The 17,350-nt window shown below is 64.1% G+C and carries 15 protein-coding genes; 2 read left to right on the top strand and 13 right to left on the bottom strand.

Annotated features, from left to right (window positions below; genetic code table 11):
• The first annotated feature begins 15 nt into the window (after nt 1-15).
• Nucleotides 16-504, top strand: coding sequence for a YciE/YciF ferroxidase family protein (locus M3484_RS04565; protein WP_249495903.1), 489 nt, complete (start codon nt 16-18; stop codon nt 502-504).
• A 43-nt stretch (nt 505-547) separates the two neighbouring features.
• Here the strand turns inward: M3484_RS04565 and M3484_RS04560 are convergent, their stop codons facing one another.
• Nucleotides 548-799 carry a GlsB/YeaQ/YmgE family stress response membrane protein gene (locus M3484_RS04560; protein WP_249495902.1) on the bottom strand — a complete coding sequence of 84 codons (252 nt, stop codon included), beginning with the start codon at nt 797-799 and terminating at the stop codon, nt 548-550.
• Nucleotides 800-955: 156 nt separating this feature from the next.
• On the opposite strand from M3484_RS04560, the gene M3484_RS04555 reads away from it, so the two are divergent.
• Nucleotides 956-2,437 carry a phospholipase D-like domain-containing protein gene (locus M3484_RS04555; RefSeq protein WP_249495901.1) on the top strand — a complete coding sequence of 494 codons (1,482 nt, stop codon included), beginning with the start codon at nt 956-958 and terminating at the stop codon, nt 2,435-2,437.
• Here M3484_RS04555 and M3484_RS04550 read toward each other — a convergent pair.
• From M3484_RS04550 to M3484_RS04495, 12 genes are all read right to left on the bottom strand, one after another.
• Nucleotides 2,428-3,657: an NAD(P)/FAD-dependent oxidoreductase gene (locus M3484_RS04550; RefSeq protein WP_249495900.1), complete on the bottom strand. Its 1,230-nt coding sequence runs from the start codon at nt 3,655-3,657 to the stop codon at nt 2,428-2,430. The two genes, M3484_RS04555 and M3484_RS04550, sit on opposite strands and share 10 nt — an antisense overlap.
• A 12-nt stretch (nt 3,658-3,669) precedes the next feature.
• A complete protein-coding gene (pdeM, locus tag M3484_RS04545) occupies nt 3,670-4,368 on the bottom strand; it encodes a ligase-associated DNA damage response endonuclease PdeM (protein WP_249495899.1) in 699 nt (232 codons plus the stop codon).
• Nucleotides 4,361-6,757 carry a ligase-associated DNA damage response DEXH box helicase gene (locus M3484_RS04540; RefSeq protein ID WP_249495898.1) on the bottom strand — a complete coding sequence of 799 codons (2,397 nt, stop codon included), beginning with the start codon at nt 6,755-6,757 and terminating at the stop codon, nt 4,361-4,363. The genes pdeM and M3484_RS04540 overlap by 8 nt, the downstream gene beginning before the upstream one ends.
• Nucleotides 6,754-8,304, bottom strand: a complete 1,551-nt coding sequence (locus M3484_RS04535) for a cisplatin damage response ATP-dependent DNA ligase (protein WP_249495897.1) — start codon at nt 8,302-8,304, stop codon at nt 6,754-6,756. The genes M3484_RS04540 and M3484_RS04535 overlap by 4 nt, the downstream gene beginning before the upstream one ends.
• Nucleotides 8,301-9,296: a ligase-associated DNA damage response exonuclease gene (locus M3484_RS04530; RefSeq protein WP_249495896.1), complete on the bottom strand. Its 996-nt coding sequence runs from the start codon at nt 9,294-9,296 to the stop codon at nt 8,301-8,303. Before M3484_RS04530 ends, M3484_RS04535 begins: the two co-directional genes overlap by 4 nt.
• The gene (locus M3484_RS04525; protein ID WP_249495895.1) at nt 9,293-11,341 is read right to left on the bottom strand and encodes a catalase; all 2,049 of its coding nucleotides are present in this window, start codon (nt 11,339-11,341) and stop codon (nt 9,293-9,295) included. The genes M3484_RS04530 and M3484_RS04525 overlap by 4 nt, the downstream gene beginning before the upstream one ends.
• A gap of 140 nt (nt 11,342-11,481) precedes the next feature.
• Nucleotides 11,482-12,546, bottom strand: coding sequence for a hypothetical protein (locus tag M3484_RS04520; RefSeq protein ID WP_249495894.1), 1,065 nt, complete (start codon nt 12,544-12,546; stop codon nt 11,482-11,484).
• 255 nt (nt 12,547-12,801) lie between these two features.
• Complete coding sequence (locus M3484_RS04515; protein WP_249495893.1) at nt 12,802-13,242, bottom strand: TspO/MBR family protein; 441 nt, start codon at nt 13,240-13,242, stop codon at nt 12,802-12,804.
• A 205-nt stretch (nt 13,243-13,447) separates the two neighbouring features.
• Entirely contained in the window at nt 13,448-13,765 is a 318-nt protein-coding gene (locus tag M3484_RS04510) for a hypothetical protein (RefSeq protein WP_249495892.1), read from the bottom strand.
• Nucleotides 13,766-13,793: 28 nt separating this feature from the next.
• The gene (locus tag M3484_RS04505; protein ID WP_249495891.1) at nt 13,794-15,350 is read right to left on the bottom strand and encodes a UdgX family uracil-DNA binding protein; all 1,557 of its coding nucleotides are present in this window, start codon (nt 15,348-15,350) and stop codon (nt 13,794-13,796) included.
• Nucleotides 15,347-16,576 (bottom strand): putative DNA modification/repair radical SAM protein, encoded by a 1,230-nt coding sequence (locus M3484_RS04500; RefSeq protein WP_283258283.1) that lies wholly within the window; start codon nt 16,574-16,576, stop codon nt 15,347-15,349. Before M3484_RS04500 ends, M3484_RS04505 begins: the two co-directional genes overlap by 4 nt.
• 120 nt (nt 16,577-16,696) lie before the next feature.
• Entirely contained in the window at nt 16,697-17,296 is a 600-nt protein-coding gene (locus M3484_RS04495; protein WP_249495890.1) for an AarF/ABC1/UbiB kinase family protein, read from the bottom strand.
• Nucleotides 17,297-17,350: the final 54 nt, after the last annotated feature.

Below are 17,350 nucleotides of genomic sequence, written 5' to 3'. Positions count from 1 at the left end.
CTCAGGGAGGACCCCATGAAGACGCTTGAAGATGCTTTTCTGCACACGTTGCAGGATATCTACTGGGCTGAGAATGCTCTGCTCAAGGCGCTGCCCAAGGTTTCGAAATCGGTGAACAACGCCGAACTGAAAGTCGCGTTTGACGATCACCTGTCCGAGACGAAGGGACACGTCGCCACGCTCGACAAGGTGTTCAAATCCATCGGTCAGAAAGCGGCCGGCGAGAAATGCGATGCCATGGCCGGGCTTCTGAAGGAGGCGGACGGTCTGATCGAAGAGGCCGAAGGCCATGCGCTCGACGTGGCGCTGATCGGTGCGGCCCAGGCCGTCGAGCATTACGAGATAGCCCGCTACGGTACCCTGCGCGAATGGGCGAAGGTACTGGGCCATGAAGAGGCACACGGCCTTCTCGGCTCCATCCTCGATGAGGAAAAGGCTGCCAATGCGAAGCTCACTGCCCTGGCCGTCATGGCGGTCAATGAGGCTGGCAAGAAGCGCAAGTGATCGTGAAACTGGCGGCCCCGCGATCCGGGAGCGCCAGTTCGGATCAGCGCCTGATGGCGCGGGCACCCCAGATCAGAATGCAGGCACCGACGGCTCCCGCGACCAGATAGCCAAGCCAGCCACCGAACGACACACCCAGCAGGCCGAAGAGGAAGCGTGCGACCGCGGCCCCGATGATACCGAGGAGGATGTTCAGGAAGATCCCGGTATCGGATTTCATGAAGCCGGAGGCGATCCAGCCTGCGAGGCCGCCGATGATGATAGCTGCGATCCAGCCGATGCTTTCATTGTCCATTCTGGTTCCTCCGGTTGCAAAGTGCTCAGACGCCTGTCACCAGCCGCCCTTGCAACAAACGCCTTCACGCCTGAGGGGTTCCCACCCGCAAGATATGCGAGGGAACCATCGCGGGTTGTGCGCGTTTCCGAAGGAAAGGATGCGTTGTGAGGGGATATGCCTGAAAATCCGCTGCTCCGGCCCGGGGAAAATTGCTGGCGGGTAGAAGCTGCGCAGCGTTTTTCCTTTATCGTGGACGGCGCGGATTACTTCGTGTCGCTGCGCAAGGCACTCTTGCAGGCGCGGCATTCGATCATGCTGGTCGGCTGGGATTTCGATACACGCATCACCTTTGGGGATGCCGGGGATGGCGGGCCGGAGCGGCTGGGCGATTTCATCCTCTGGCTGGCGGATCGCACGCCCTCACTGGAAATCAGGCTGCTTCGTTGGGATACCGGCGCCTTCAAAGCCATGCTGCGTGGCAATACACTCTTCACCATCCTGCGCTGGAAGGCGCATCCCCGGATCACGCTGAAGCTTGATGCAAAGCATCCGCTCGCGGGTTCGCACCATCAGAAGATTGTGGCGATCGATGACAGTATCGCCTTTGCCGGTGGTATCGATCTGACCATGCAGCGATGGGACACACGCGAGCATCTCGATGACGATCCGCGCCGTGTCAGCCCGAGCGGACGCCCCGCCGACCCCTGGCATGATGCGACCAGCGCTTTTGACGGGGATGCGGCGCGGGCCATCGGAGACCTCGCCCGTGCGCGCTGGCTGAAAGCCACCGGCGAGCAGCTCAGCCCTTGTCCTGAATGCCACGACTGCTGGCCCGAAGGCCTGGCGCCGACATTCACCGATATGCGGCTCGGGATTGCGCGGACCATCCCGAAGATGGACGATCAGGAGCCGGTTCACGAGATCGAGGCCGCCTGGATCGACATGATCGGGCGGGCCAGGCGGGTGATCTATGCGGAAAGCCAGTATTTCGCCTCGCGCCGGATCGCCCATGCCATTGCCGAACGGCTGGCCGGGGATGAACCGCCGGAGATTGTCATCGTGATGCCGCATACCGCCGATGGCTGGCTGGAGCCGCTGGCGATGGATACCGCCCGCGCGAAGCTGGTCGAGGCGTTGCTGCGGATTGACCGCCATGACCGGCTGCGCATCCTGCATCCGCAAACGACTGGCGGGCAGCCGATCTATGTCCATGCCAAGGTGATGGTGGTCGATGACCGGATCCTGCGGGTGGGATCGTCGAATTTCAACAACCGCTCGATGCGGCTCGACAGCGAATGCGATGTGATCCTCTCGGCGGATGAGCCGGGCAATGCGCATCTCGCGGATGAAATCACCAGCCTGCGCGACGATCTTCTGGCCGAGCATCTGGGGGTTGAGCCGCAAGATATTGCGGCGGCTATCCAGGAGACCGGATCGCTGATCAGCGCAATCAACGCGCTGAGAGGGACGGGCCGCAGCCTCGTGCCCTATGAAATCCCTGAGCTTTCCGGATTCGAGGAGTGGTTGGCTGAGAATGAGATCCTCGATCCGAACGGCCCTGAAGAGATGTTCGAAGGCACCACGAAGCGCGGGATCTTCAAGGGTTGGGAGCGGCTGAGGAACCGCTTCCGCCACCGGCCTGGACCTCAGCGATAGCGGAAGATCTCCGCGTCCGGATCGGACTTGCCAGCAATTGCCGCGGCTATGATCTGTGCCCCGATCATCGAGAAGGTGATACCGTTGCCGCCAAATCCCATCACCGCGAAGATGCGTTCGAACCCCGGCACACGGTCGATGACCGGCAGCCCGTCATCCGTGACGCTGAACGGCGCCGACCAGGTGTAAACGGGTTTGCCGATCTTGACGCCGGTCAGGTCGCGCAGCTTCGAGGCGATGATTTTGGCCTTCTTTGCGAGCTTTTTCGGATCGGAATTGGTCTCCGACGCCTCCTCATCCTCGCCACCCGCAATCACCCGCCCGGTCTCATCGGTGCGGAAGTAAAGATAGGGGTCAGCGGCTTCCCAGACGATGGTGTCACGCATCCAAGCGGGCAGGGGGCTGATCGGCTCAGACGCCAGCGCCCAGGTCGAGGTGACATGATGCGATTTCGTTTTCATCTGCGGCAGATATTCATAACCCGTGCAGAATACGGCATGATCGGCGACCAGAACCTCGCCCTTTTTCGTGGCCAGCGTGATACCTGAGGCCAGCTCTGCCATATCCGTAATCTCGATGGGCGAGACGATCCGGCCCCCGCGTGACAGCGCCGCCCGCAAAAGCCCGGCCGTCAGCTGCGCCGGATTGGCCGAGGCGGAATCCTCGGACCAGATGGCGGCTGGGCGGTCCATCGCATAGCGCGCGATCAGATCAGCGCGCTTCAGATATTCGGCGCGGAGGCCGATCTCTGTGCGCGCCTTCGCCTCGGCGGCCAGTGCCCTGGCCCCCATCTCGTTCCCGGCAAGGTAAAGCGCGGGTTTCGGGCGCATCTGGCAGTCAAGCTTCTGCTTCTGCGCCAGTTTCACCAGATCCGCGACCGCACGGACCGACCTGAGCCAGGCGCGGTCGGCATGGTCCTTGCCGATCTTCTTGCGCAGCCGGGTCAGCGGCATGTCGATCTCATGCTGGATCATCGCGGTCGAGGCCGGAGTGGATCCGCGCACCGGCGGTCGCCGGTCGAGGATCAAGACCGATTTCCCGGCGCGAGTCAGCGCCTCGGCGACCAGCGCACCCGAGATGCCCGCGCCTACGACGATCACGTCGAAACGATCCTGCGTCAGCGACGCCTGTGCCGCAATCGTTGAATGCGGTGTCTTCACCCAGAAAGGGGTGCCGGTGCGCAGGTCATCTTTGCGGGTCTTCGCCTTTTGCTTTGCCATCTTCGCCTCCCTTCAGGTGTTGGATCGGATCTTTGGCTTCTTCAGGGGCGACTTCCCGCGCCCATGGGGAACGGGCAATGCGAAAACCCGTTCGGCGCAGGCCAGCGCGATGCCTCCTGCCGCGAGCGGCGCAAAGGCCGGGTGCCCAATGTCGAGCCCGCCAGTATAGCTGCCGAAGGCCGGAAGGATCAGATGATCGTCACCGAGCACGAAACAACGGAACCGCCGCCCGGCCAGTCGGGCCGATGGATGCATGTGGCCGGAAATGTCCGGCCCCTCGGCTGCAATGTGGCGCAGGCTGACGGGACCGGACAGATCGGCGGCAAATGTGCCGCGCAGCCGGTCTTTGACGCGGGTTCCCGGATCGTGGTTGCCGGCGACCCAGAGCCAGTCGCGCCCCCTTGCCAGTTCGGCGAGGGAGGCGTTGTCCTGATCGCTCAGATGTTCGGCGGCAAGATCATCGTCGAAAGCGTCCCCCAGAGACACAACCTGCTCTGGCTCCAGCGCCGAAATCTCGGCTGCCAGCCGCGCCAGTGTATCTGGCACTTCAAAGGGGGGCAGAAGCGCACCGCCTCGCCTGGCAAAGCGTTCCGCGCGACCCAGATGCAGGTCAGCCACGACAAGCATTCGCCGCCCGGGCCACCAGAGGGCGCCGGAGGGGCGGGCGATGAACGCCTCGTCCGCAAATTGGAAAGGATAGCCCTCAGTCATCTTGTCCCACCAGGGTTAGCCCGGCCTCGCGCATCAGATCTTGCGCTGTCTGCTCGGCGAGCCGCAGTTGACCCTCTCCGGCAAGCCGGACCCGGCCCATTTCCAGCAAGAGCGGCGCGGCCAGCGGAGAAACCCGCGGCAGCGCGCGCAGCTCGATATGGGGATTGCGCGCCAGCATGTCAGCGATGCGGTCGAAATCGATCAGGCCGCGTCGCGCCTCATCGCGTGTGGCCCGCAAGAGGATGTGGCCAGGGTGATGGCGGCGTAGGGTGTCATGGATGATATCGCTGGAAAATGTGGCCTGTTTCCCGGTCTTCCTCGCGCCAGGGCGGTTTCGCTGGATCAGGCCCGCAATGGTCGCAACCGCGCGGAAGCTGCGCTTCATCAGGGAACTGGCGGCGATCCACTCCTCCAGCCCCAGTTCCAGCGCAGGCGCGGCCAGAAGGGGCGCGACATCTGTCACCTGCTGCAAGGATGTGACCATCAGCGCGTGATCGGTGGCCAGAAAACCCAGTGGATCGAGGCCGAGATCCTCCATCTGCCTTGTCATCAGCATCCCCAGCGTCTGATGGGCGTTCTGTCCGGCGAAGCCATAGATCACCAGATGCCAGCGCCCCGAACGGGCGAAGGTCTCACACAACAGCTTGCCGGGGCGGGGCAGGGCGCTCACCTGCGCCTGCAGCGCCAGCCAGTCACGGATATGCTGCGGCAGGTCTCCATGGCGACCGGGATCGGCAAGGATCGCCAGCATCCTTTGCGAAAGCTCGGTCGAAGTTGCGAATTTGAGCCCCGACCAGGTTGCGATCTTCGGCTCGCGTCCGGGGGTTGGGGTCACCTCCATCACCAGATCGCGGATGCGGTCATATCGCAAGACCTGGCCACCCAGAAGGAAAGTATCGCCGGGAGAAAGGCTTGCGGCGAAGCTCTCCTCGATCTCGCCCAGCGGCCCGCCGCCGCGCCCTCGCCTGCGTACCTTCAGCTTCTCGGCCTCGGTGATGGTGCCGATGTTCATGCGCAGATCGCGGGCTGCGCGAGGGTCGCGCAGCTGCCAGAGGCCCTGGTGCTGCACCAGTCTTTGCCAGCGCTCATAGGCCCTGAGCGCATAGCCTCCGGTGGCTACGAAATCGAGGCAGGCGTCGAAGTCGGCGCGGGACAGACCCTCATAGGGGCCAGCGGTGATGACCTCGGCATAAAGCGTATCCGCGTCGAAGGGGCCGGCGCAGGCGGCCAGCAGGATCTGTTGGATCAGTACATCAAGAGGTCCGGGTCCACGCGGCTCTCCGTCGAGCTCGCTCGCTCGCGCGGCCTCGAGTGCTGCAACGCATTCGATCACCTCGAAGCGGTTCGCGGCAACGATGCGGGCGCGGGACGGTGCGTTGTAGTGGTGGTTTGCGCGCCCGATCCGCTGGACAAGACGCTTGATGTTCCTTGGGGCACCGACCTGGATCACCAGATCGACATTGCCCCAGTCGATGCCGAGATCAAGGCTTCCGGTCGCCACCACGGCACGCAAATCCCCTGCCGTCATTGCGGCTTCGACCTTTTGGCGGGCTTCGCGCGCCAGCGCTCCGTGGTGGAGCCCGATGGGCAGGCCCTGGTCATTCGCCTGCCAGAGCGCCTGAAAGAACAGCTCTGCCTGGGCGCGTGTGTTGAGGAAGATGATCGTCGTTTGCGCGGCGGCGACCGCGTCGAGCACATCCGGGACGGCATAACGGCCACCGCCCCCGGCCCAGGGCGGCGGCTTGCGGGTAGGCAAAAGCGCAATATCGGGAGCGGGGCCCGGACCGGCCTCAAGCAGCGCCTTAGCCCCCATGAAACGTGCCAGCGCGGCCGGGTCTTCGACCGTGGCGGAAAGTCCGGTGGTGGTCACCCCAGTCGCAAGTCTGCGCAGCCGTGCAAGGCAGAGCATCAGCTGATCGCCGCGCTTCGATTCCGCCAAAGCGTGCAGCTCATCGAGAACGACCCGTTTGAGGCCAGCAAACATCTTCCCTGCCTCGGGCCAGGACAGCATAAGCGCAAGCGATTCCGGCGTGGTCAGAAGGATCTCCGGCGGGTCGGCACGTTGTTTACGACGCTGGCTGGCAGGCGTGTCGCCGGTGCGGTCGCCGATGCGGATGCCAAGTCCCATCTCTTCGACCGGACGAGCGAGATTGCGCCCGACATCCGCGGTGAGCGCCTTGAGGGGAGAGACGTAGAGCGTGTGCAGACCTTTGGCCTTGTTCAGATGCAGATCGACCAGCGAGGGCAGAAACCCCGCCAGCGTCTTGCCGCCACCGGTCGGCGCGATCAGCAGCGTGTCTTCCTGCGCTGCCAGTAATTCCAGCTGATGGGGATGCGGCTGCCAGCCGTGGCCCTTGAACCAGTCAAGAAAGAGCGGTGGCAGGTTCACAGCATTTCCCTCAGCGTCTCCAGCCGGTCGGCCTCAGCGGCTGGCTTGTCCCAGCGGATGCGCGAGATGCGCGGAAACCGCATCGCAAGCCCGGATTTGTGGCGTGGCGAGGGGTTCAGCCCTTCAAAGGCAACCTCGACCACCAGTTCGGGGGCAAGCTGGCGGACGGGGCCGAAACGCTGCACCGTGTGTTTGCGCACGAAACGGTCCAACTCGCGCAGCTCCTCATCGGTGAAGCCGAAATAGGCCTTGCCGACCGGCACCAGATCCGCGCCGTCCCAAAGGCCAAAGGTGAAATCGCTGTAGAACCCGGATCGTTTTCCGTGCCCGGCCTGGGCGTAAAGCAGCACCGCATCCACGACCATCGGGTCGCGTTTCCACTTGAACCACGGCCCGCGCGGGCGGCCCGCGAGATAGGGGCTGTCGCAGCGTTTGATCATCACGCCTTCGATGACGGCGGCCTCGGGGGCCGCGCGCAAAGAGGCCAGATCGTCCCAGATCTGGAAGGGTAAAAGCGGGGAGAGGTCGATCCGTTCGCTGTCAAAAAACGCGGACTCCAGCACCGCGCGGCGGGCGTCGAGCGGCAAGGCGCGGATGTCTTCTCCCTGCCAGATCAGCACGTCATAAAGGCGCAGGGCGGCGGGGTGGCTTTGCAGCATCTTCGCGCTGACGGCTTTGCGGCCAAGGCGTTTTTGCAGGTCCGCAAAGGGGGCGACATCGGTCCCGCGCCGGATCAGCAATTCGCCATCCACCGCGCCCTGGAAGGTCATGGCATCGATGACTTCGGGAAAGGCGGCCCCGATCTCTTCGCCTGTGCGGGAATAAAGCCTGCGACTGCCGCCTTCGGAAACCGCCTGCACGCGAATGCCATCCCATTTCCATTCGGCAAGGTAGTCAGCAGGATCAAGGGCCGACAACTCTGCCAGTGTGATCGGGGTCGAGAGCATCACCGGGCGGAAGGGGGCATCAACCGGCGCAGGCGGGGGGCCACCCGCAAGCCATCTGAACAGCGGCAGATAGGGCGGCGCAAGTCCGTGCCAGATTTCCTCGATCTCATCGACACGGCGCTCGGTTTCCATGGCGAGCGCCGTGCGGGCGAGACGCGCCGAGACTCCGATGCGCAGATTGCCGGTGGCGAGCTTCAGCAGCGCCAGCCGCTCGGGGGAGGGCAGGCGGTCGAGCAGGTCCGCGATGACACCCGGCAGCGCGAGTTTGCCTGTCTCGCGCAAGAGATGGACGGCTTCGGTCAGCGAGACCTCGGCATTCGCCACCCTCTCGCCGGGCCATAAAAGCGAGATCGTCTCGGCCAGATCGCCCACGAACTCATAGGACAGCCGGAAGAGTTCCGCATCCACCCGCTCGGCCGCCAGCCGCTTGAGCAGCGAGGGCGTGACCTGGCGCAGATCCAGCCCCCCTGTCAGCACCGCCAGCGCATAGCCCCGATCCGGGTCGGGCGTGGTCTGGAAGTAATGCGACAGGATGGTGAGTTTCGCATTGCGGCCCGGGGTGAAGGCCAGTCGCTCGATCAGGCGGGCGAAGGTCTTCATTCCGGCTCGTCCTCATAGCCGATCAGCCGCAGGGGGCGAGCGGGGATGCCCTTTATCTCGCACCAGCGCATGACGCCGTCCTCGGCGCCGTGGGTGACCCAGACCTCCTGCGGGGCAAGTTCGCGGATGGTGGTGGTCAGCTGCGGCCAGTCCACATGATCCGAGATGACCAGCGGCAGCTCGACGCCGCGCTGACGGGCGCGGGCGCGCACGGTCATCCAACCAGAGGCATAGGACAGCACCGGATCGCGGAACCGCTGCACCCAGGGGCTGGCAAAGGCCGAAGGCGGCGCGAGCACCAGCTGCGCGCTGCCTGGATCGGTTGCGGATACCAGCGGGCCAAGGTCGATCCCCTGTTCGATATGATACTCGCAGAGCCGTTTCAGCGCGCCGTGTATGGCAATCGGGGCATCATGTCCGGCTGCCCGCGCCAGCGCGATCACCCGTTGCGCCTTGCCAAGCGCATAGGCCCCCACGAGATGCGGACGTTCGGGAAACTCGGCCATGCTGGCGATCAGCCGCCCGGCCTCGGCCAGCGGATCGGGGTGACGGAACACCGGCAGGCCAAAGGTCGCTTCGGTGATGAAGATATCGCAGGCGACGGGCGCCCACGGGGCACAGCAGGGGTTGGGCGTGCGGCAGTAATCGCCCGAGATCAGGATCCGTGGCCCCTTGTCGGGGGTGATCAGGATCTGTGCTGATCCCAGCACATGCCCCGCCGGGTGGAAGCTGACGGTGACGCCCCCGATCCGGGTGGTGCCTTCGGCGATCTGGCGGCTTGCGGTGAACTCTTCGCCATAGCGGGTCGCCATGATCTCCAGCGTCTGTCGCGTTGCCATCACCGCGCCATGGCCGGGTCGGGCATGGTCGGAATGTCCATGCGTGACCAGCGCACGCGGCACGGGGCGGAGGGGATCAATGTAGAAGTCCCCCGGGGCGCAATAAAGCCCGGCCTCGGTGGGATAGACGATCTCCTCCGCCCGTGATGTCATGCGAGGTCCCGCAGCCCGGCTTCGCGCGCCCAGTAACGGTGTTTCGCAGTCTCGGGCAGATCCTCCCATGGGCCGACGCCCTCGCCATCCTCGATCCCGGCGCGGGCCAGGATCACGGCCGAACCTTTGCAATGGCCGATGGCCTTGAGATGGGCGAAGGCGTCCATCACAAAACTAATGGCAGCGCTGTCTTTCGCCAGTTTTTCGGCCTGATCCGGCATCAGAATCATGGCGATGGCATCGAACAGTACCGAAGGGCTGCCGGCAAGCTGGCCGTCCGGTATGATCTTGCCGCCCTTCAGCTTCAGGGGCCCGACTTTGGGGGCGATGGTGAAGACCGATCCGCCCTCGGCTTTGACCGCTTGCGTCAGCTTGTCGATACCGTCCTTGTCCGATCCTTCAGCGATTAGGAGACCGATCTTGCGACCCGTCAGTGTTTCTTTCCAGTTCTTCTGGATCGAGAGCGCGTCCGAGGGATCAAGGTCCAGCGGTGCGTGAAAGGGTTTCGCCGCGTCCGGCAACTCGATCCCCAGCCCCCGGGCCACGCGGGCGCCCAGATCGTCGTCGATCACCCGAAGATGTGACAGCACCCGTGCCCGCACATGATCCAGCCCGACTTTCGAGAGCTCAAACACGAAAGCCGAGGCGATATGGGCCTGTTCGTTCTCAGACATTGAGCGCCAATACATGCGCGGCTGGCTGTAGTGGTCGCCGAAACTCTCGGACCGGATGCGCAGCTTGTCACCGGACAGCGCCTGAGGCGCGGTCGTGAACCCTTCGGGGCTGGCGCGCGGGCCGGGGTCTTCGCCGACCTGATCGAGGCTGTTCGGCTCGTAATTCGCGCGGCCTTTCGGCACATGGGTCTGCATCAGCCCGTCGCGCATCATGTTGGCATAGGGGCATTTCGGCGCATTGACCGGGATCTGGTGGAAGTTCGTCGTCCCCAGCCGCGATTTCTGGGTGTCGAGATAGGAGAACAGCCGCCCCTGCAGCAGTGGATCATCCGAGAAGTCGATCCCTGGCACGATGTTCGAGGGCAGGAAGGCCGATTGCTCGTTTTCGGCGAAGTGGTTGTCGGGATTTCGGTTCAGGACCATGCGGCCGACGACCCGCAGCGGCACAATCTCTTCGGGGATGATCTTGGTGGGGTCGAGCACATCCCAGGGCAGGCTGTCGGCCAGTTGCTGATCGAACACCTGCACCGCGAAATCCCATTCCGGTAAGTCCCCGGCCGCAATCGCCTCATACAGGTCGCGGCGGTGGTAGTCATTGTCGGCGCCCTGCAGCTTCGCGCTTTCGTCCCAGATCAGCGACTGGGTGCCCAGCACCGGGCGCCAGTGGAATTTGACGAAAGACGCTTCGCCCGCCTCGTTGACGAATTTGAAGGTGTGGACGCCGAACCCCTCCATCATCCGCAAGGACCGCGGGATGGCGCGGTCCGACATGGCCCAGATCACAGTATGCAGGCTTTCGGGCATCAGCGACACGAAATCCCAGAACGTGTCATGCGCAGAACCCGCCTGCGGATAGCCACGATCCGCCTCCATCTTCACCGAATGCACGAGGTCGGGGAACTTGATGGCGTCCTGAATGAAGAAGACCGGAATGTTGTTGCCGACCAGATCCCAGTTGCCCTGATCGGTGTAGAACTTGACCGCAAAGCCCCGCACATCTCGCGGCGTGTCGACCGATCCCGCCCCGCCCGCGACCGTGGAGAAGCGCACAAAGACGGGCGTTTCCTTGCCCTTCCTTGAAAGCAGACTGGCGCGTGTGAGTTCGGGGATCGGATCGGTGCAGGTGAAGACCCCATGTGCCGCGGAGCCGCGTGCATGGACGATGCGCTCGGGGATACGCTCATGGTCGAAATGGAAGATCTTCTCGCGCAGCAGGAAGTCTTCCAGCAGAGTCGGGCCACGTTCCCCTGCGCGCAGGGAGTTCTGGTTGTCGGAAACCGGGATGCCGTGGTTGGTGGTCAGTGCCGCGCCACCGCGCTGCTGGGTTTCACCCGCATTGCCGGTGGTGGATGCGTAAGGTTTGCGTGCCATCTGTCCTGCCTTTCAAAGGTGGGAAAGGGTGGCTGCCCAGGCTGGAAAGTCCGAGGCCCGTGCCACCGGCTCTGTCAACTTGTGTGGGACGCGCCGAAAAGGCGCGCCCCAGATTTGTTCAGGCTCATCGCCACGTCGGATCAGAAGCGGTAGCTGAACCCGCCCCAGATGCGGCCCTCATCACGGTGACGGCCACCGCGCACCGCGCCTGAGACAGCTGCAGCACCGGCGACCAGCGCTGCGGCAGTCAGCAGAAATGCGGTCAGGATCGCGCTTTTGCGGGCAGCCTCTGCTGCGGCAATAGCGGCCTCCTCTGCCTCTTGCGCCAGACGCTCGGCCTCGGCGCGCGCTTCCGCGACAGCGGCTTCGGCTTTTTCGCGCGCTTCCTGCACGGTGGTGACAGCCTGATCTACCCGCGCCTCGACCTCGGCCTCGGTCTGTCCGGTGCGTTGCGCGACGGCGGCGATCAGGAAGGCGCGATCACCCTCGGAGATTTCGCCTGTACGCAGGACATTGCCCAGGACGATGCCGCTCTGGCGCGCGAGTTCGGCATCATCCATCGCGGGTGTCCCCGGTGAGGTGGTGCCTTCCGCCTGCTGGACTCCCTGACGCATTGCGCCCACTTCCGGACGCATCAGGGTGCTGTTGATATAGTCCATCAGGCCTTCGTCGGCATCTTCCGGAACAGCCGCACCTACGGCCTGAGCCACACCCTGAACTGCGCCGCCAACCGCATTGCCGGCACCCTGAACCACGCCGCCAACGGCCGATCCTGTTGCGGTGACTGCCGTGCCCACGGCAGAGGCGGCACCGCTGATTGCGCCCGCCGCCATCCAGGCGGTGACAAGCATGCCAAGGCCCCAGACGACGAGACCGTTGATGCCGTCGCGCGCAGCCACTTCATCGGCAGAAGCGTCATCGACGCGCCGGCGCATCCTGCCCGCGATATAACCACCCGCCAAGTAGCTAGCGACCAGTGAGATCACGAGCCAGAGCGCGGTGACGACCAGCCAAAGGTTGAGAGACCCTTCACCAGGTTCCGCGGAAATGGTCGAGAGCCCGAGGGCTGCCCCGAAGGCGGTAAACAAGCCGCCAATCGCGGCTGCCACTACCGCGCCACCGAGGACAGCAGCCCAGTCGATATAGGCACCACTGACTTCGCGGCGCGGTGCCGATGCAGCGGTCATGGTTTCTGTGCGTTCCATGTCCGGCCCTCCTCAGCGCAGGCCGAGAAACGACAGGATGGCGAGAACCACGACCACAAGGCCGACCAGATAGATGATGCTGTGCATGAACGTCCCTCCCAAAAGCGCCCCTTGAGGCGATTACAGAAAACATGAGGATGCGGCGGGGGCGTCGGGTGCCGCATCATACTGCAAACGCACGGATACGTGATCCGGTTCCGTCCGTGGCAACGGAGGACGGTACGACGCGGCGTCAATGCGCCTGTATCGATGCGTTCAGTTCAGTCGCCAGATCTCAAAGTTGAGCACGGATGCGAAGGCAACCCAGGCCAGATAGGGCATGAACAGCGCGACAGATGCCGGATCGATCCGCCTTGCGCGCAGGATGAAGGCAAGGACGGTCGCAAGCAGCAGGCTGATGACAAGAAGTGCGAGCCCTGGCTTTTCTGCCCCGAAGAAGGCGGGCGACCATGCATAGTTGAGGGCCAGCTGGGCTACCCACAATACGCGAAGGCCCTTGTCAGCCGAGCGTTCCCACACACGCCAACCCACCGCTCCGATCATGACGTAAAGCGCGGTCCAGACGGGAGCAAAGACCCAGTTGGGGGGATTGAAGGCAGGTTTGGTAAGGCTTTGATACCAAGGGCCAGGCACATTCAGCCAGCCGATGATCCAGCCGACAATCACCACTGGGATAATGAAGAGCAAGAGCTTCATGGATATGCTCCGATGCTGTTGTCGGTAAGCGAACTGGTATCATGCAGTGAGCCTGACCAAAGTTAGCCCGGTTTATTTCTCAGAAAGCTCCGGCATGTCTGCTCTCGGCGTCCCGGCTCTGCAAAGGTCCGTGGCCCGCATGGGAGCGATGCGGGCCACGGTGTGCCGGAAAGGGAGGGAAACTCTTTCCGGCAGAGAAATGGTGTCAGCGGCGGCGATCGCCAGACAGGACCCCACTGAGAAGCAGCCCGGCGCCCAGTCCCAGAAGCCCCACTGTCGACAGGACGGTCGCGGTGGTGCCGGGATTGTCGCGCATGGCGCCGACTGCGACATGGGCCTGATCACGAACCTGGGCGACGGCGTGACGGGCGCGTCCCTTGCCATCCTCGAATGCCTCTTCGGCATCGTCCATCGCGTCCGATGCGCGCGAGGCAAGCGACTTGCTGATCTTCGCCATTTCCTTCTTCAGATCGGCGATCTGTTTTTCGAGATTTGCACGGATATCATCTGCGGCATCGGCCATCACATCACTCCTTTTGAACCAACACGGGTCAGCGACCCTCGCTGCGCAAACGACTGGAGATGCATTCGGTTCCTGCAAGTGACGCAGCGTCTTTGCGGTCGGAAGGACTGCCGCAGGAAGAAAGCGCCAGCGCGAGATCCTTCGCCAGCCCAGTCCTGAGTTCCATGGCAGCGGCCTTGTCGGATTGGCGAAGGACTGCAGCGGGGTGCCAGGTGATCAGGACCCGCCCGCCATGCAGACCCGTCTCGATATGTCCGCGCCTGTCACCGAGAGGCGCGGCATTGCCGGTCAATGCGAAAGCGGCCGAGGCACCGAGCGCGACGACCAGCTCCGGCTGGACGAAGGCCAGCTCAAGCCCCAGCCACCAGCGGCAATGTTCGATCTCCTGCCGGTTCGGGTTCTGGTGCAGGCGTTGTTTGCCACGAGGGGCGAACTTGAAGTGCTTTACTGCATTGGTCATCCAGATCGATGCAGGGTCGATGCCGGTATCCGCCATGAGGCTGCGCAGCAACTGACCCGCCGGGCCGGTGAAGGGACGCCCGCTCAAATCCTCCTGATCGCCGGGCTGCTCTCCGACAAGCATGAGGCGGGCGTCGGTTGCACCTTCTCCCCAGACGGTTTGCGTTGCCGTCTCGCAAAGGCCACAGCGGCGGCATTGCAGCGCGGCCGCCTTTGCGGATGCAAGTGTGTCTGGCAGATCTGCGGCAACGGGCATCGTGGCGCGGTAACGGGTTGAGACAGGCACGGCACCGGGGCGTGGTGAACTGGCCGCCGCTGCGTGCATCCGCGCCACGCGGGCCTCGGCATCCTTCAGCATGTCGGGGATCAGCCGCGTCTCGGGCAGGTTCTTCCAGAATTTCTTCGGCATCTCCGAACGCATCGCATCAAGCTTCACCCTCGCGGGATTGAAGATATTGGCGAAATAGGTGGCCCAAAGGCCGGCTGATGCATCTTCCGGCAGATCTGGGCGCGCGCCGCCGGGATGAAAGCTCAGACCGCCCGCCTCGAACCGGGCGGTCAGGCGGGGGGTGGCGATCATCCAGTCCATGTCGGCGAAGCGTTTTGCAAAGAACTGGCTGCCCGGTTCCAGCGTGTCATGTTCCGGCTCGAACCATGCGGCAAAGCGGCGGCGGCCCGCTCTTGCAGGTTCCGGGGGGACTTCCCGGAACCGCACGAAAGCATGCATCTTGTGGATGTCGCGCCCGACCGATTTTGCCATGAGGTTCAGCCGCCGTCCCAGGGGATCAGCCTGCGACAGGGGCTCACCGAGGCGTTGGTCGATCCGCCAGAGGGCCTGATAGAGCGCGGAGAGCCTGCCGGGCGCGGAATGCCAGATCACCGAACCAGCCAGCTTTATGAACGCCTGCGGCACTTGCGCCTGATGCGGCCCGGGCTTGGATGGCAGGGGATCTGTCGCGAACAGCCCGCCTGTCGATTGGCCGCCTGCCGCCGGGCTGTCACCGGGGTCTGTGCAGGTCTTCCAGTCGATCTCTTCTGGCGCGATGCGATGGCTGATCGCGATACGCGCCGCCGCCCGCCAGGCCTCGAACAGCCCGCGTTCCGGCAGCGTGACGGCGAAGCTCACAGCAGAGACAACTGCTGTGGGGGCGGCGCGAACCGCGCGCGCAGATCGGTGCTGTCGGTCAGGCCGCGCGGCGACCAGCCCGGGGCGGTGATGAAGGGCCTCGCCTTTTTCATCAGCGCGCCGATCCGGGTCAGATCCTCATAGCGCAGCGCCCGCGTCCGGCGTGCGGCAAGGATCCGCTCGACGGTGCGGGTGCCAAAGCCCGGCACTCGCAGCAGCATGTCCTTGCTGGCCCGGTTCACATCCAGCGGGAACAGCCCCCGATGCTGCAAGGCCCAGGCCAGCTTCGGGTCGATCTCGAGATCGAGATGCCCCGCCGTTGCGCCGGTGGCGATCTCTTCGGCGCTGAAGCCGTAAAAGCGCAGCAGCCAGTCCGCCTGATAGAGCCGGTGTTCGCGCAGCAAGGGCGGCTGCACCAGCGGCAAGGCACTGGACGCATCCGGGATCGGCGAAAACGCCGAGTAATAGACGCGCCGCAGCTTGTAGCCGGTGTAAAGCCGTGTCGAGCTTTTCAGGATCGTCACGTCATCGGTGCCATCGGCCCCGATGATCATCTGCGTCGACTGGCCCGCCGGCGCAAAGCGTGGCGGGCGCTTGCCGGTCAGGGATTTCTCTTTTGCCGCCTCGCCCTCCAGCCGCACCTGCGCCATGGCGGAACGGATGGTTTCGGGGCGCTTTTCGGGGGCGAATTTGCGCACGCTTGCATCGGCGGGCAGCTCGACATTGATCGAGAGGCGGTCGGCGTAAAGCCCGGCCTCGCGGATCAGATCGGGGCTGGCATCGGGGATGGTCTTGAGGTGGATATACCCTTTGAACCCGTGATCCTGCCGCAGCACCCGCGCGATCCGCGCCATATCTGCCATGGTCTGATCGGGCGAGCGGATGATCCCGGACGACAGGAACAGACCCTCGATGTAGTTTCGCCGATAGAATTCCAGGGTCAGCGTCACGACCTCCTCGACCGTGAAGCGCGCGCGCTCGACATTCGAAGATACCCGATTGATGCAATAGGCGCAGTCGAAGATGCAGAAATTGGTCATCAGGATCTTGAGCAGGCTGATGCAGCGACCGTCCGGCGTATAGGCATGGCAAATGCCAGCCCCACCGGAAGACCCGATGCCACCCGCGCGGGAATCGCGCTTTTCACCTCCCGATGAGGCGCAGGAAGCATCGTATTTTGCCGCGTCGGAAAGGATCGCCAGCTTGTCCTGAAGGGTTCTTGCCATGGCGGCGAAAATAAATGTTCACTAAATGTTCGTCAATTCATGATGGACGGACAAGCGTAAAAGTGAACGCGGACTGCGCAGCGTCCGTCCAAGGCCGCCCTTGCAGCGGAAAGGCTGTCACTACCTGCGTGGCCAGACGGTCCAGAGCAGCCCTGCCGCGACCAGCGCCATTCCTGTCCAGGCCCCCAGAGGCAGGCCCAGAAGGATCGGGCCGGCCTGCACGAGACCCGGTGCCAGGCCGAGGGCGAAGGCGGCCGTGATGACGGCCACCGATATGCGGGTTGCGGCCTTTGTTATATCGCCGCTGAGCCGGTCCAGCCCCTTGATCTCGATCTCGGCCGACAGATTGCCCTGGCGCAGCCGCAACTTCAGCAGCCGGAACAGGCCCGGCAGGTCGCGCACGAGGCCCGCCATGTCCAGGGCGAGCGACTTGCCCTCTGTGGCCAGCGCCTGCGGGCCGAACATGCGACGCATCTCGGCGCGCACGATGGGGGCCGCGACCGTGATGGCGTCGAAATCAGGGTCGAGGCCGCGCATCACGCCATCGGCGGTGATCAGCGCCTTGAACAGCAGCGCCAGATCCGGGGGCAGGGCCAGATCGTGCTGGCGCGCCAGCGCGGTGAACTCGGAGACCGCCAGACCCAGACGCAGGGGCGGCACGGCATGGCGGGCGACGAACAGATCGCAGACCGCCATCTTGCTACGAGGTGAAATAGCCAAAGCGCGCCGAGCCCCGCGGTCTTATCGCGGGGCTCGTTCTTTCCGTTCGGGGAA

It is taken from the genome of Pseudomonas sp. GX19020, assembly GCF_023371075.1.
Classification (GTDB): domain Bacteria; phylum Pseudomonadota; class Alphaproteobacteria; order Rhodobacterales; family Rhodobacteraceae; genus Pseudogemmobacter.
Note: the sequence above shows the minus strand (reverse complement) of the source record. Positions and strands in the feature narration are given on the sequence as shown.